General features: G+C 40.7%; 15 protein-coding genes and 2 pseudogenes. 7 read left to right on the top strand and 10 right to left on the bottom strand.

What is annotated here, in order from left to right:
- Positions 1-10: 10 nt before the first annotated feature.
- Positions 11-1,387: an alkaline phosphatase PhoX gene (locus tag G399_RS0102675; RefSeq protein ID WP_006009399.1), complete on the bottom strand. Its 1,377-nt coding sequence runs from the start codon at positions 1,385-1,387 to the stop codon at positions 11-13.
- Positions 1,388-1,466: 79 nt separating this feature from the next.
- Positions 1,467-2,012, bottom strand: coding sequence for a ZrgA family zinc uptake protein (locus tag G399_RS0102670; protein ID WP_006009397.1), 546 nt, complete (start codon positions 2,010-2,012; stop codon positions 1,467-1,469).
- A gap of 141 nt (positions 2,013-2,153) precedes the next feature.
- On the opposite strand from G399_RS0102670, the gene G399_RS20020 reads away from it, so the two are divergent.
- From G399_RS20020 to G399_RS0102655, 3 genes are all read left to right on the top strand, one after another.
- Positions 2,154-2,513, top strand: coding sequence for a MerC domain-containing protein (locus G399_RS20020; RefSeq protein WP_006009395.1), 360 nt, complete (start codon positions 2,154-2,156; stop codon positions 2,511-2,513).
- Between the two features lie 72 nt (positions 2,514-2,585).
- Entirely contained in the window at positions 2,586-3,830 is a 1,245-nt protein-coding gene (gene zigA, locus G399_RS0102660; RefSeq protein WP_006009393.1) for a zinc metallochaperone GTPase ZigA, read from the top strand.
- Positions 3,827-4,453 (top strand): DUF1826 domain-containing protein, encoded by a 627-nt coding sequence (locus tag G399_RS0102655; protein ID WP_006009392.1) that lies wholly within the window; start codon positions 3,827-3,829, stop codon positions 4,451-4,453. The genes zigA and G399_RS0102655 overlap by 4 nt, the downstream gene beginning before the upstream one ends.
- Positions 4,454-4,783: 330 nt before the next feature.
- Here G399_RS0102655 and G399_RS0102650 read toward each other — a convergent pair whose 3' ends face one another.
- From G399_RS0102650 to G399_RS22895, 4 genes and pseudogenes are all read right to left on the bottom strand, one after another.
- On the bottom strand, positions 4,784-5,686 hold the full coding sequence (locus G399_RS0102650) for a nucleotidyl transferase AbiEii/AbiGii toxin family protein (protein ID WP_006009391.1): 903 nt from the start codon (positions 5,684-5,686) through the stop codon (positions 4,784-4,786).
- On the bottom strand, positions 5,683-6,294 hold the full coding sequence (gene abiEi / locus G399_RS20015) for a type IV toxin-antitoxin system AbiEi family antitoxin (RefSeq protein ID WP_148277351.1): 612 nt from the start codon (positions 6,292-6,294) through the stop codon (positions 5,683-5,685). Before abiEi ends, G399_RS0102650 begins: the two co-directional genes overlap by 4 nt.
- Positions 6,295-6,464: 170 nt before the next feature.
- Positions 6,465-7,400: a hypothetical protein gene (locus tag G399_RS21170; protein WP_006009389.1), complete on the bottom strand. Its 936-nt coding sequence runs from the start codon at positions 7,398-7,400 to the stop codon at positions 6,465-6,467.
- A gap of 39 nt (positions 7,401-7,439) precedes the next feature.
- Positions 7,440-7,511, bottom strand: a pseudogene (locus G399_RS22895) (SEC-C metal-binding domain-containing protein); the annotation flags it as partial.
- Positions 7,512-7,538: 27 nt separating this feature from the next.
- On the opposite strand from G399_RS22895, the gene G399_RS21165 reads away from it, so the two are divergent.
- The gene (locus G399_RS21165; protein WP_052006390.1) at positions 7,539-7,877 is read left to right on the top strand and encodes a hypothetical protein; all 339 of its coding nucleotides are present in this window, start codon (positions 7,539-7,541) and stop codon (positions 7,875-7,877) included.
- Positions 7,878-7,889: 12 nt separating this feature from the next.
- Positions 7,890-8,429, top strand: a pseudogene (locus G399_RS21160) (ATP-binding protein); the annotation flags it as partial.
- 126 nt (positions 8,430-8,555) lie between these two features.
- On the opposite strand, the gene groL reads toward G399_RS21160, so the two are convergent.
- From groL to G399_RS0102615, 3 genes are all read right to left on the bottom strand, one after another.
- A complete protein-coding gene (groL, locus tag G399_RS0102625) occupies positions 8,556-10,193 on the bottom strand; it encodes a chaperonin GroEL (RefSeq protein ID WP_006009388.1) in 1,638 nt (545 codons plus the stop codon).
- Between the two features lie 105 nt (positions 10,194-10,298).
- A complete protein-coding gene (locus tag G399_RS0102620) occupies positions 10,299-10,589 on the bottom strand; it encodes a co-chaperone GroES (RefSeq protein WP_006009387.1) in 291 nt (96 codons plus the stop codon).
- A 166-nt stretch (positions 10,590-10,755) separates the two neighbouring features.
- Entirely contained in the window at positions 10,756-11,400 is a 645-nt protein-coding gene (locus G399_RS0102615; RefSeq protein ID WP_006009386.1) for an FxsA family protein, read from the bottom strand.
- A 362-nt stretch (positions 11,401-11,762) separates the two neighbouring features.
- Here G399_RS0102615 and dsbD point away from each other — a divergent pair, with 362 nt between their 5' ends.
- Positions 11,763-14,150 (top strand): protein-disulfide reductase DsbD, encoded by a 2,388-nt coding sequence (dsbD, locus tag G399_RS0102610; protein ID WP_026843389.1) that lies wholly within the window; start codon positions 11,763-11,765, stop codon positions 14,148-14,150.
- A gap of 29 nt (positions 14,151-14,179) precedes the next feature.
- Here the strand turns inward: dsbD and G399_RS0102605 are convergent, their stop codons facing one another.
- The gene (locus G399_RS0102605; RefSeq protein ID WP_006009383.1) at positions 14,180-14,650 is read right to left on the bottom strand and encodes a hypothetical protein; all 471 of its coding nucleotides are present in this window, start codon (positions 14,648-14,650) and stop codon (positions 14,180-14,182) included.
- Positions 14,651-14,888: 238 nt separating this feature from the next.
- Here G399_RS0102605 and aroQ point away from each other — a divergent pair, with 238 nt between their 5' ends.
- Positions 14,889-15,356, top strand: coding sequence for a type II 3-dehydroquinate dehydratase (aroQ, locus tag G399_RS0102600; protein ID WP_026843388.1), 468 nt, complete (start codon positions 14,889-14,891; stop codon positions 15,354-15,356).

Raw genomic sequence — 15,356 nt, 5'->3', positions numbered from 1 at the left:
ACTAAGCCCCTCAAGTACGAAAATTCTGCCAAGGTCCTGTGATAGAAAGCGTTCGAGTAGGCGAATACAGATTAACAAATAGCACGCTGCCATCAGGCGAGAAGCACGCGCCAGCGGGTTCTGTTTGCCAACGTACCCGGGCAAAGTCATAAATACCGCCATCGGGTGTAATGCCCTTTAATTTGTTGTTGACCCTATCAGAATATTGATCCTCACATACGATCAAATGATTATTTGGCGCTACACATATGTTGTCCCCATAGTTGAAGGTAAGCTTATCAGGGCTTTCAACAAACAGACTTAGCTGACCGGGGTGATTTGCTTCCTCAGGCTTACCTTCGAATTTAGAGGGAATATATTTCATAATTTGACCAAGTTGTTTTTCGCCGCCATTTGTACAACAAAAATACAGTTCATCCGTGGCCCAATGTATGCCCTCTCCTCTTGCAAACAAAGCCGCGCCTTTTGCATAACCTTGCTGTCGTAAATCATCTTCAGGGCTTTGTACGTTAGTTAAGTCAATCCATTTAACAGCATAGCTTTTGTCCATTTGCATAGCCACGGAATCCCAATTACGAGTATCAAATTTGTCATTTTGTATTACCACCAGGGCCTGCAAACGGCCCCCGGCAAGTAAATTTTTGGGTGTTTTTGGGATAAATCGATAAAACAAGCTGTCATTACGATCCTCCGTTAGGTAGACGATGTTAGTGTTAGGATCAACACTTGCTGCTTCGTGATTGAAGCGACCCATGTCTACAATAGGCGCTGCTTTTATTAAGGAACTGGCATTTGCAGGGACTTCGAACACATAGCCGTGATCCTGTCCAATTTCATCAGAAGCCTTTAACACAGACTCTTCACACGTTAACCAGCTATTCCATGGCGTAATGCCACCTGAGCAGTTTCTGATCGTACCAATAAGCGACATAAACTGACGCTCTAAGCGTTTTGTTTTTAGGTTGTAAATGAGATTACTAGTGCCGCCAGGTAAAGCCTGCTGTTGGGAATTAATATCGTACGCAAGGTCGAGCGCAATATTATTTGCATTAGCTACATTATCTAATACGAGGTTTGATGGCGACAGTTCATGGTTACGCACTAGCACCACTTTGTCGTTATCTAAGGGGAAGCAGCCCATCCCGTCGGCACGGTCAGGTACTTTAAGACCGTCTGACATCGTTTCTCCAAAGGCTGATATAACCTCATATGAAAAGCCTTTTGGTAAATCAAGTATACCGTTTGGGTCACTGACTAATTCGCCGTAAGCTAGATTTTTTGAAAGAAGTTGGCTAGTAAAACCTGATTCTCCAGCAAAGATATGCCGTGAAAGCCCAGTCAGAGCTAAAGCCACTAAACCTTTATTAAACGATCTTCTTGATACCATTTCCGTCTCCGTATAATTAATTCGCTCGTTAAGCTATGCATATTCTTTTATTCCACCGGTACTAATTTACTTAGTTTATTTAGTCGATGCGTATTTGCCTAGTCGTTTTTGACAATACTTGACTGCCTTGAGAACGCTCGGTAATCCACATGCTATTAATTCGCAATAAGGCAGGAAACAAATCAAAAGCGTTTACTTCTATTGTCGATAATTCATCTAAGCTGTAGCATTTATATTCATAATTAGCCGTAATATTGTTGAGTAGATGATCATGATGATGTGCATGAGTGTCACGCTTTGCATCCACCAAGTCTTTCATATCAATGGTTACTTCGGATAACTCACACCGCGCACCTGTTATGACAAACAATTGCGCTACCTGTGATAACGCTTTTTTTGCACCAGCCATGCTTTTGAGCTCTTGAGGTGTCTTAGCTTGATGTTCAAATCCGACAATATCGGCAGCTGGGGCAAGTAGTTGTATTTGTAAGCTTGTATTTTCCATAGCGATGGTAAGCTCTGCCTCACCATGCACATGTGGCCCCGCGTTTAAAATACTGGCGTGAAACACTATAACTGTCACCATTAAAGCGCCAGTTAATCGCTTAATTATTTTCTTACTCATGTCATCCTTCTTTATCCCTATAGTGGGCCTTTTCTAAAAGCATCAAGGACTTTGTGTTTTGAATAATCTTGTGTTGCATTACTTTTAAACGTAATGTTATATTATAACATTAATTCAATCAACATAAGAATACGCTTATTTATGAAAGACAAACTCGGTATTTTTTTCTCTTCCTTGTGCCTTTGTCATTGTTTGCTAACGCCACTACTCATTTTGATTATGGGAACAAATGTTTTTTTAGGCGCCTTAGAAGCAGAATGGATACATAAACTGCTGTTACTTCCGGTGCTTATAATTGCGCTAAGCAGTGTACCGAAGCGTTGGCTGGCTACGCGAAATCAATGGCTACTCATACTGGCTAGTGCCGGTTTTATCACAATCATTGCTGCACAATTTCACCATGGTGTGAATGAAGTTTGGCTGACAATGCTAGGTTCGACTTGCCTTATCGCAGCGCATTTTCTTAGTCTAAACCTAGTAAAGCGTGAAAGCACTGCCTAGACGAATGGACTACTGACCTATTTGGGCCTAATTGGGCCTAATTCGCAACGAATTTTATCAACTGGAACATATATGAACGAAACTATGCACACATCTATCGATGACAATCGCTTACCGGTAACCTTGCTGTCAGGATATCTAGGCGCAGGCAAAACTACGGTGCTTAACGCCATACTCAATAATCGGCAAGATATCCGCGTTGCGGTGATCGTAAATGATATGAGCGAGGTTAATATAGATGCTGCTCACATCAACAATGAAGTAAGCCTTAGGCACACAGATGAAAAGCTCATCGAGATGAGTAATGGGTGCATTTGTTGCACTCTCAGAGAAGACCTATTATTAGAAATCAATGATCTAGCCGCACAAAACCGATTTGATTATTTGTTGATAGAATCTACTGGTATCTCTGAACCCCTGCCCGTGGCCGAAACATTCACGTTTGAAGATGAAGACGGTAACAATTTGGCAAAGGTGGCTAGGCTCGATACGCTTGTTACTGTGGTAGACGGCGCAAATTTTTTAAGCGACTTTCAAGAAGCCAAAGATCTTTGCGACACTCAAGAATCTCTAGGCGAGGACGATGAACGCAGTGTCGCCGACCTGCTTATTGACCAAATCGAGTTTTGTAACGTCATTTTGATCAGTAAAACTGATCTGATCTCCACTCAGCAATTGAACGAGGTAAAGGCAACTTTATTCTCACTCAACCCTGATGCGAAAATTGTCCCAATTTCAAATGGAAATATCGCCTTAGACGAAGTATTGAACACACAGTTATTTAGCTATGAGAAGGCACAACAGTCCCCTGGGTGGTTAAAAGAACTACGCGGCGAACACATACCAGAAACTGAAGAGTTTGGCATCAGTAGCTTTGTATACCGAGCTAGGCGCCCCTTTCATCCTAATAAATTTTTTGAGTTCCTACATCAAGAATGGCCGACAGGTAAGCTTATTCGCTCCAAGGGCTTCTTTTGGCTAGCTAGCAGACCAATGATTGCAGGACAATGGAGTCAAGCCGGCGGTATGGCTAGATATGGTGCTGCCGGGCTTTTTTGGAAAGCAATACCCAAATCAGATTGGCCGGAGGATACACCCTCGTTTGAAGCAATCCGTTCACAATGGGAGGAACCCTTCGGTGATATGCGCCAAGAACTGGTTTTTATTGGTCAAGGTTTGGACCAATCGCAAATCCAAAAAGCGCTTGATGAATGTTTATTGACCCAAGCAGAAATGTTGGAAGGTCAAAAGGTTTGGCGGGATTTGCCAGACCCATTTCCAATATGGGAAATAGACGGGCGGGAGATTAAAGGATGATTTCCGCTCAACTCGAACTAAATTCAACCACTTACATGTCGTATCACCATGATATCTTTACCCATTTCTTTAGTGAGCATATTAATGTGTGCGGATGGCAACGCAAGCTTTCTCATCCTGTACATGAGTACGCGACATTACTCGCTGAACATCAAATAAAAATAGTCCGGGCAATGTCTCCTGAAGAAGTCTTTTCTATACTTAATAATCTATTACCTGACTCACAATACAAACATGCCTTCCTAGAAGACGTGCACTTATTGTCAGATATGATGTGCTGCATATTTGATTGCAAGTCTGTGGGCTTAAGATTAACAACCCTCGACCATGCAATGTGCCCCAAATTTCATACAGATAAAATTAGCGGCCGACTCATTTGCACTTATATGGGTAAAGGTACTCAGTGGTTGCCAAATGCTGATGATGACCTTGTATCTTTAAATCGATCAAAAATGCCCTCCCAAGAGGTAGATGAGCTTACAATACTGAGCGCAAAACAAGGCGATGTTCTATTGCTGAAAGGGGACGCTTGGCCAAAAAATGACGGTAAAGGGGCAATACATCGTTCTCCACCCAGTTCATTGAGACAAAGAAGAGTGCTGTTGACATTGGATCCATTGTAAAGACACTACTCGTAGATATACGACAGGAGTCAAAATAGTAGTGATGAAGCCTCATTGAAAGGTAGTGAAGCAAGCGCATGCAATTACATCATGCAGCCCATACTCGACTTAGAACATTGTTTTATTGACTATTTGAGTTTTATTAAAAAAAGGTACCCCACTTAGTACCCCTTAAATATTGCAACTTAATGCAACTCTATGCAATCGCATGCAATGGGTATACTGTTCATTTTGACAGACCATGAAAAATTAAAGCCGACAACACAAAAGTATCCGTAATAATTCGAAAAATACGTTTACGCTATTCAATCATTAAGCCATAGAAACTAACTACATTTTGAACGGTGAACTATCAGCATTACTAAATGCCGCGAAGAGCTTTTGCCCTTGCCTTACCACTGTTTCTTTTACGTAGTCATTAAATCCTTTTTGCCTGATGCTGGTTTGCGCCACCGATGCAAGTAAAAACCGCTCCATTTCTGTCACAAAATATCCAGATTCGATATACTGTGGCACTTCACTAAGTCTCGCACTTAATCGCTCTATACCGTTATCGCTTTGGTAATCGCTAAACTTCTGCATGACTAGCTGCGGCGATGCTTCTACGCGTTGTTGATATAACCAAGCTAAGTCCCACACATCTCTTGCTTTTATCGTTTTCCTTAACGCCAGTGCAACGTATTTATCTGCCGCAATTTCTGCTAATGATTCACAATTAACCAAAACAGTTTGATAGCCATCGGGCAATTGTGGGTATGCTTTGACCATTGGTCGAAGGTTTGCGCTATGGGCGGGAACGGTCGCAATTTCTAATCTTATCTTTTGCCAAGGTGCGCTTTTATCCTCAGGTGCTGTTTCAATAGATACCTTCCAGCGACCGACCTTCACATTTTGCTGCTGATTTAATTTATCTAAATCAGGTTGAGATATATTGATTTTTAGATTGTGCTTATTACTTAATTCACTGTGCAGGCAATCTCTCAAGTTTTCTAACTGCGTAAAATCAAACTCATGCCCACCGGCAAAATCTAAATCTTCAGACAATCGATTTGAGCCATACATCATTCGTAAGCAGGTTCCACCTTGAAAAGTGAGTTGCTTAAGAAAACCATTTTCAGCCATCGTCATCATAATTTCGTAATGCAATAACTCTTTTTCAACCGTCGTTTTAAGTGATGATAGCTGCGGGTCCGACTGGCAAATTAATGTAGTAAGGTCTTTTATATTAATCATACTTCGTTATCCATTAAAGTTTTAACGTCTCTATTAATAGTATGCAGGCGGGTAGATTGCCCATTAATAGCTTCTTGTAATTCGCCCATATCGATTAAATCAAGATTACGACCCACTTTTTTAAGATCTTTATAAGCACGCTCTATCAACGCTTCCCTAATGGGTACATTTTCAACAGCAGCAGTATCCGCCAATAATAACAGAGGCTGTTTTTTGGTATGCACCAGCTCCAACGTTCCCATTGGCGTTTGAAAAGTACCGCTGCGACCCGTTGTCATAACAGTCAAGTAATCAAACATTTGCTGACTAATAACACTATGTTTACTTAACACCGACTCTAAACTGATATAGTTTATGTCAGTTCGGCGCAGAAGGTGTGGCAAATATCGTAAGTCGGTTGTAGCGTAATATTCACTTTCTGGGAAAGACCATACTCCTCGGCAAATTTTTTCCAATACGCCAGATGTAGTTAATTGACTGAGCCTAACCTTGAGCACACTATCTTGATACTCAGGAAACAACATCCTGAATTGAGCAATCGTTACAAGAGAGTGCTTTGTATATTTTTGCAGCTTGTGTAATTTAGTGGCAAGTTCTGTTTTCTTCACATTCATCTTAATTAGTAGAGCTTAGGATTAATGTACATGTGAAAAAGGGTTAAGTCTACCAAAGGTTAATCATTACATTAACCTTTGGTAGACTTAACCCTTTTTCACTATATAGGAATTAACCTCACACTAATTTTCTAAGATTACACTTTCAAATGAAAAATAAGCCCTTAGCGTTGAAGAGGCATGAACTTTACAAGCTCATCAAACAGCGGTAGCTTTTTAATCAACTGGTCACTTTCCCATTGATCTGCGCCTTCGAGGTCTTCAAGGCTAACTAAGCCCATGAACCAAAAAAAGCCCTTCAGCACTCTGCTGGAATAGCAACTTTGCGCCTGCTCTTCCACCGTTGTATATGAGTATTCATATTCAACCTCGTTTAATACCATCGGGAACGCTTTTAAAAAAGCGTTTATATAAACACTTTGAGCTTGTTTCACATGGCCCATTGAATGAAGCATGTATAAAGAAAACAACGAGGACTGTTGAATGAATGACATGTCGCCATATTGGTCACCATAGGCCCAATTAAACTCAAAACAATAGGTGAAAAACAAAACAGGAAATAGTCGCCTTTTATCGCTATTTACCGTCAATTTTTTGTACTTTTGCGTTAAGAAAAAGTGGCCTTTGGTTTTTCTAATCAAGCCTGCTAATTGCAAGACTATTCGCGCTACTTGCAAATCAAAAAAGTCATCTTCTTTGTTAACCTTTAGATACCGATAAATGCTTGATTCAAGGTATTCTTCACGATACTCCAAAAAAGCTGTTTGACAGAATTTTTGCGGTAAGTTGCCTTTAGCAGTAGCCTTTAATCCTTTGCCTTGAGTTGCACCAATAGCCGCTGCGATAGCATTTACCAGCATCAATATTGGCGCTGAAGGCTCAGATGCTAATTGGTCTTGAATACGATACCAAGAGCCTTGATGTTGACCATCTTGTGATAAAGGGTGTAGTAACTGATGCACGTGCTCTGACGATAGACCTAAGAAATCATCAATAGGCTCGTCGTTTTTTGCGTGCATAAACTGGTCAGTAAGTGACTGTAATTGTTCCAGTGACTCACCCTCAAACTGAGACAGAAACGCCGACAGCTCCTCGTTCACCTCACTCGCTAAACTGCTTCGCTCATTACTTTGCGTTAGTAAGCAACATTTTTTGTATTTCTTGCCGCTTCCGCAGGGGCATGGCGAATTTCTGTTGATTTTGATAAGCACAGCTCCGGATGACTTTTAGTCATGTAAATGCGACAAACATATCTTTTTCCAGTGTGTCATTTGAACAAAGGTCAGCAAATAACATACTGCATATTACATGTGCTACAAAATAGCTTATTTTCATATGAGCTGGATCATAAGCTGACTGCCACGGGTTACTCTAAACTAGGCAAAAAATTAACCGAATTAATCGCAGCCGGTGGGTATCCCTCAGCACTGAATCGAAAAAGGGCAAGCAGAAGAATGTCATGGTATAAAGACTTTACAAATACGCTCATTCAACGTGATATTAAAGACATCGCAAGCATTCAACATATCAATGTCATGCCTAAGTTATTGCGTTTGTGTGCCAGTCAAACAGCTTAACTATTCAACGTATCAGACCTCACTTCTCCATTTAATATTAGCCGCCCTACTATTAAGGAATATATTGGATTACTTAAACAACTATTTTTAGTTGAACAAATTCAGCCTTGGCACACCAACCGACTTAGCAGACTTATCAAAACACCAAAAATGCACCTTACAGACACACGTCTAATTTGTGCTTTACTCAATATAAAACCAGATGATTTAAAAACTGACCGAAACCTGTTAGGGCAACTTTTAGAAACTTACATATTTCAGGAATTACAGAAATATATAGGCTGGCAAGATTCGGCATTCGACGTTTATCATTTCAGAAATAAGGATAAAGTAGAAGTAGACTTCATATTACGAAACGGAAACTACATCACAGGTATCGAGGTTAAAGCTTCAGCAAGCATTCAAATGAACGACTTCAAAGGTTTGATTAAACTGCGTGATTCAATCGGTGATAAGTTTATCAAAGGTGTCGTATTTTATGATGGCGAATCGATTCTTTCTTTCGGCGATAGGCTATTTACGATACCTTATGGCGCTTTCCTTTTGAAATAAAAAAGCCCGTAGACTATAAAATCTGCGGGCTTTAATACTGCTACATTGCAATCTTATGCAATGCACGACAATGCAATCTAATGCAATCTAATGCAATCTAATGCAATCTAATGCAATCTAATGCAACTACATCATGCCGCCCATACCACCCATGCCGCCCATATCAGGCATTGCAGGGCTATCTTCTTTAGGAGCTTCAGCAACCATTGCTTCAGTTGTGATCATTAAGCTAGCAATTGACGCTGCAAATTGTAATGCAGAGCGAGCTACTTTAGTTGGGTCAAGAATACCCATCTCTAGCATGTCGCCGTATGTGTCATTAGCAGCATTGTAACCGAAGTTACCTGTGCCTTTTTTAACTGCATTAATAACTACAGATGCTTCTGCACCAGCGTTAGTAGCGATTTGACGTAGAGGAGATTCCATTGCGCGTAGTGCTAATTTAATACCCAATGTTTGGTCTTCGTTATCACCAGTTAAGTCAGCTAACTTCGCTGCGGCACGAACCAAGGCAACACCACCACCAGGTACAACACCTTCTTCAACTGCTGCGCGTGTTGCATGAAGTGCATCTTCAACACGTGATTTCTTCTCTTTCATTTCAACTTCAGTTGCGGCACCTACTTTGATTACTGCAACACCGCCAGCTAGTTTAGCTAAACGCTCTTGTAGTTTTTCTTTGTCGTAGTCTGAAGATGAATCTTCAATTTGTGCGCGAATTTGGTTGCAACGACCTTTAATCGCTTCTAGTTCGCCAGCACCATGAATAATCGTTGTGTTATCTTTTGTGATGACAACACGTTTTGCAGTGCCTAAATCTTCAAGCTGAACTTTTTCAAGTTCTAAACCGATTTCTTCAGAAATCACAGTACCGCCAGTTAATGTGGCGATATCTTGTAACATGGCTTTACGACGGTCACCAAAACCAGGTGCTTTAACAGCCGCAATTTTAACAATACCGCGCATGTTATTCACAACTAACGTGGCTAGTGCCTCGCCTTCAACGTCTTCAGCAATAAGTAACAATGGCTTAGATGCCTTTGCTACAGCTTCAAGCGTTGGCAACAACTCACGAATGTTAGTTACTTTCTTATCTACTAATAGAATGTACGGTGCATCTAGCTCCACAGTACCATTCTCTTGATTGTTCATGAAATAGGGAGAAAGATAACCGCGGTCAAACTGCATGCCTTCAACAACGTCTAATTCGTTGTGAAGTGCTTGGCCTTCTTCAACGGTAATGACGCCTTCTTTGCCCACTTTATCCATTGCTTCAGCAATGATCTGACCAATAATTTCATCCGAATTAGCAGAAATAGTGCCTACTTGTGCAATTGCTTTGGTATCTGCACATTCTGTAGAAAGTTTCTTTAGTTCTTCTACAGCAGCAATAACCGCTTTGTCGATACCGCGCTTAAGATCCATTGGATTCATGCCAGCAGCAACAGACTTAAGACCTTCAACTACGATAGCTTGTGCTAAAACAGTCGCAGTAGTTGTACCATCGCCCGCTTCGTCATTTGCTTTAGACGCAACTTCTTTGACCATCTGTGCGCCCATGTTCTCGAATCTATCTTCTAATTCGATTTCTTTAGCAACTGATACGCCGTCTTTAGTGATAGTTGGAGAACCATAAGACTTTTCTAAAATAACGTTACGGCCTTTTGGACCAAGCGTTACTTTAACTGCGTTTGCTAGAATGTTTACGCCATTTAACATTTTATTACGAGCATCAATACCGAAACGTACTTCTTTTGCTGCCATGATTAATTTCCTCTAAATTTATTGCTATCAACTTTTCGTTTTTGTGGGAATAAGACCCATAAAACAAAAAGTCCTAATTAAACGTTAATAATTAAACCGGAGTCGTTATTCAACAATCGCTAAGATGTCGTTTTCGCTAAGGATAAGCACTTCTTCGCCGTCTAATTTTTCAGTTTTCACACCGTAGCCGTCACTAAAGATGACCATGTCACCTACTTTTACGTCTAAAGCCTTAACGTCGCCGTTTTCTAAAACGCGACCGTTACCCACTGCGATGACTTTACCGCGAGTGGATTTTTCAGCTGCAGAGCCTGTTAATACAATGCCACCAGCTGATTTACTTTCTTGCTCTTCGCGTTTAATTATGACGCGGTCGTGTAAAGGACGAATTGCCATTTTCAAATCTCCTGAAAATTCCAATATAATTGGTTTAAGTTAAAACAACTGATTGTTACAAAATAATCAGCCGCGATTTTGTAGTAGTTTTACTACGAGTAAAATTTGGATTGCGTGTAAAATGGGGTTGCGCTCACATAACTCAAGGGGCTTTTATAAAATAATATCAATTTGGGCGATTTTTTTCTTTATTATCATCTAAATCGCTATTGCTTTGCACATCAGATGACGCTTTATAAGCAGACGGGTCGGATTTACTATCGTCTTTTCTATCAATTTTTTTATCAATTTTTTTATCAATGGAAGGCACATCAGTACTTGTTGTTGCCGAATTAGTCGTGTCCTCATACTCAGCATCGAATACACTGCCCTGTTGATCATTTCGATCGGACTTTGAGGACGCTGAAGCATTAAAACCTTGCTGATTAAATGAAAAACCTCCCTGTACTTTACCCGACTTCAAAAAAGATTTTACTAAAGCAGCCGCAATCGGAGTTCGGGTGAATGGAATGGTAAAGAGTAAACCAAGCACATCCGTAATAAAGCCAGGGGTAACCAAAAGCACTCCGGCAACCAGTAATAACAAGCCTTCGCTTAGTTCTTTACCTGGCATTTGTCCTTGTGCCATTTTTAGTTGCACATCACGCAAGGTGTTGGCGCCTTCTCTGCGCACAAAATAGGCACCAAAAAAGGCAGTAATAAGTACTATTGCAAACGTATTCCAGCCACCGATATTGTCGCTCACGTTGATCAACAACATGATTTCGAGAATAGGCAGTATTGCAAAAAGTATAAATAAGCGACCAAACATGCCGTCTCCTGATATCTTAAGTTTCTGTTAATAAACCTTGTATAAGGTATCTATATTAGGGCTGACGACATTATTTCAAGAGTAGCTTGCGTAACGGCCTTGCCCGTATATTTGCGCATCTAATTAACCTCCAATTGCGTATAAGAGTGCTAGGTGAAATATATAAATAGATGCTCGGTGCCTTCATCAGATACAGAATAAGATTAATTAGGCCTGCAAAATAATTCGAAAATAGTCAAACGTATGTGAAAGAAGACAAGGTTACAGCAGGTCTTGTTGCATGCAATGACTATAAAGAGACATACTGCATACAATTGGATAAGAGGTTACAACGTTTTATGAAGTTTTTTCAGCAATTCAGAATGTCACTAAGATCGTGGACGCTAGTTATGATGGCGGTTTTTATAGGCTATCCGCAAATTAGCCAAGCACAGATCGATGTGTCACCTCAAACTCTTTTCCAAGACACACCCAGTTTTCTAAAAGTAGACCAAGCCTTTCAAATGGATTTTGAACAATCCGGCAATGAATTAATTGTAAAGTGGGACATTGCACAAGGGTATTATTTATACAAGAAGCAATTTAGCATTGAAGCCGATGGCGCACTTTTAGGCGAACCTGTTTATCCGAAAGCAGAACAAATTGAAGATGAGTATTTTGGATTATCTGAGGTATTTAAACGAGATATTAAGGTTGTTTACCCCATTATTAGAGCAACTCAAGATGCTGTAATTAAGGTAAGATTTCAAGGTTGTGCGGAAGCCGGTCTATGTTACCCGCCAAAACAAAACGATATCTATCTCGACGCAGTAGCAGTTAATGCAGCGGCTACGAGTGCAGGGCAAGCTAGTCGATTTGCCGATGATACCAAAAGTAATAAGTCTGATAAAAAAGATTCATTACAAAGTCTATTTGACGATCAACCTACATTTTTAAAAGTGGAAGAAGCATTTGGTTTTGCATTTGAGCAAGTAGACGGAAAACTCGTCGTTAACTGGGACATTGAAGACGGCTACTACCTTTACAAAAAACAATTTAAAACAGTAGTCAAAAACGCAGAATTAAGCGAACCAACTTATCCAAAAGCCACCCAAATTGAAGACGAATTTTTTGGTATTTCAGATGTCTTTTTTGAAGATATGGTGGTTGAGTATGACATTATTTCTGCCCAGCAAGACGCTATAGTTAAACTTCGATTTCAAGGTTGCGCAACGGCCGGCTTATGTTATCCCCCGACGACCAAAGTGATATATTTAGACGCCGAAGGGGAGGCTTCACTCGCCTCTTCTGACGCAGGCGATCCAGCACCAGAATCAGAACAATTCCAACTAGCTGATCGTCTGCTCTCAAACGACAGCTTGTTAATCACCTTGAGTTTATTCGTTTTGCTTGGCTTAGGACTCGCATTTACTCCGTGTGTATTCCCTATGTACCCCATCTTGTCTAGCATTATTGTAGGTGCCGGTAAGGAAAAACTAAGCACATCCAGAGCATTTTTTCTCTCTTTTGTTTACGTTCAAGGTATGGCAATAACCTACTCTTTATTAGGTTTAGTTGTCGCTTCTGCTGGCGTACAATTTCAAGCAGCATTGCAGTCCCCGGTTATTTTAATCACTTTTATTATTTTATTTGTGGCGCTTGCTATTGCCATGTTCGGCGGCTATGAGATTCAGTTACCATCCAAATGGCAAGAAAAGCTCAATGGCGTAAGTAACAGCCAAAAAGCAGGTAATCCAACCGGTGTCTTTATTATGGGCGTTATCTCGGGCTTAGTTGCATCACCTTGCACCACCGCGCCACTAACCGCAATTTTACTAGTCATTGCACAAAGTGGAGACCTAACACTGGGCTTTACCGCTCTGTATGCATTGAGTATCGGTATGGGCATTCCACTCATCTTATTTGGTATGACTGGTGGTAAGTTATTACCTAAAGCGGGTCAATGGATGAACGTAGTGAAAGCAAGTTTTGGTTTCATGATGCTCAGCGTCGCCATTTTATTTGTAGAACGATTTATTATTGCAGATTGGACAGTGTTACTTTGGGTAGCACTCGGTTTGGCCGTATTTAGTTACTGGTTTGTAGTTAACCAAGATACCAAAACGACCTTCTTAAAAGGCCTTCGTACACTGTTTATAATAGTTGGATTGGTTCTATCAATTGTTGCTGGTATCAGCAGCACTGCGAAATTGGGTTGGCATAGTTTGTCGTTTCCAACGTCCAAATCAGAGGCACAAAACACGCAAAATGCGATTAGTGAATTAAGAGATGAAGCTGATCAATTAAGAGATGCAATTAATGCATTAATCGTATCGGGTCGAGACGAAAGTGCGCCCATAGCGCTGCTTGAAAAAAGCACAGCTACTGCGCTAAACGAAAAAGGTCATCCTGAATTCATGGTTGTTAAAAGCCTAGAAGACCTCTACGTTAAAGTCGCCGCAGCTAGCGCTGACGGCAAATCAGTGATGGTCGATTTATATGCTGACTGGTGCGTTGCGTGTAAAGAGTTTGAGGCCCGTACCTTCCCCGATCCAGGTGTTATCAAGGCGCTGTCGAATACAGTGTGGATGCAGATTGATCTGACCGTCAACACACCACAAGGACTCGAGTTTCAAGAGCAATTTAATATTACAGGATTACCCACCATACTGTTCTTCGACAAAAATGGTTACGAATTACCCCGTGCGCGAGTTACGGGCTTTATGAAAGCGGAGCCTTTTGCACAGCATGTAGAAAAATCTCTGAATTAAAGCGAAATGTTTATGATTTCAGTACGTCTCTATTGTTCTCTGGTTTCTTCAAAGATGGTTATCTTATTGCGGACATCTTCTTTAGACGCATAGAGTGTTTGGTCAGCTTGATTAACTGCATGAGGTAAACTTTCGTTTTGTGCCAAGCCAGCAACGCCGACACTAAATAGCCGTTTGTTGAGCTCTTTTATATTTTGAAAATGTTCAACGTTAAAATTAAACTCAGAAACCAATGCCGATATGGCGATCCCCGAAGACTTGACATCGTCAACAATCGCAATATTCATGCGTCGATTAGATTTTGCCGAAATGCTCGCACTTTCGCCAATTGATTGAAAGCTAAAAAAGTCATTATTTTCAATTAGCAAAGGCTTAGGTGTCTTTTGAGTGTTGAGAATAAGTTTATTCATCAGTGCGTCGATGCTGAATATTAAAGATCGATATTGAGGACTGACATCTGGCTTGTTGCATTCCTGATTTGTATCGAATGCGTGCATCATTAACTTGTCACGTACCGGTATTGGATTTTCCCTGTGGTTTAGTATGATCCCATCGCCTTAACTTCGCTGATTAGACCAGTAATTTGCTGAATCTTTGTAGCGATCTGTGTATATTTCACATATCAGATAATTTAAGAACGATTTTAAAAAAAAGCGACCGCTTATTGGCACCTCAGGAACTAAAATGTCAAAATACGGTCAACTTAACGACTTAATCAACGAAAATATAAGCATTTTAATGAATATTTTAGTTTTAAATGGGCCTAACCTTAATCTTTTAGGAAAACGCGAACCGGAAGTTTATGGTTCAAAGACGCTAGACGTTATCTTGGCTGATCTTACTGGTTATGCTAATAGCCAAAATGTGATGCTCTTTCACTTTCAGTCAAATGCAGAGCACGAACTTATTGATCGGATTCAATCTATCCTTATTGAGGGTGCAGCATCGAACGCGCCAATTGACGCTATTATCATCAATCCTGCAGCGTTCACTCATACCAGCGTAGCGCTGAGAGATGCGCTACTTGCAGTCAATCTGCCATTCATTGAGGTGCACCTTTCCAATGTGCATAAACGTGAAAGCTTTCGTCATCATTCCTATTTTTCAGATATCGCACAAGGCGTGATAGTCGGCTTAGGGGAACAAGGCTATCGCTTTGCTTTAGATGCATTAATAACAACATTACAGAATAAGAGTAAAAATTAA

Origin of the sequence: Brumicola pallidula DSM 14239 = ACAM 615 (assembly GCF_000428905.1) — a bacterium.
In the GTDB taxonomy this organism is placed as follows: domain Bacteria; phylum Pseudomonadota; class Gammaproteobacteria; order Enterobacterales; family Alteromonadaceae; genus Glaciecola; species Glaciecola pallidula.
The sequence above is the reverse complement of the archived record's forward strand: the minus strand, read 5'-3'. Positions and strand labels throughout refer to the sequence as shown.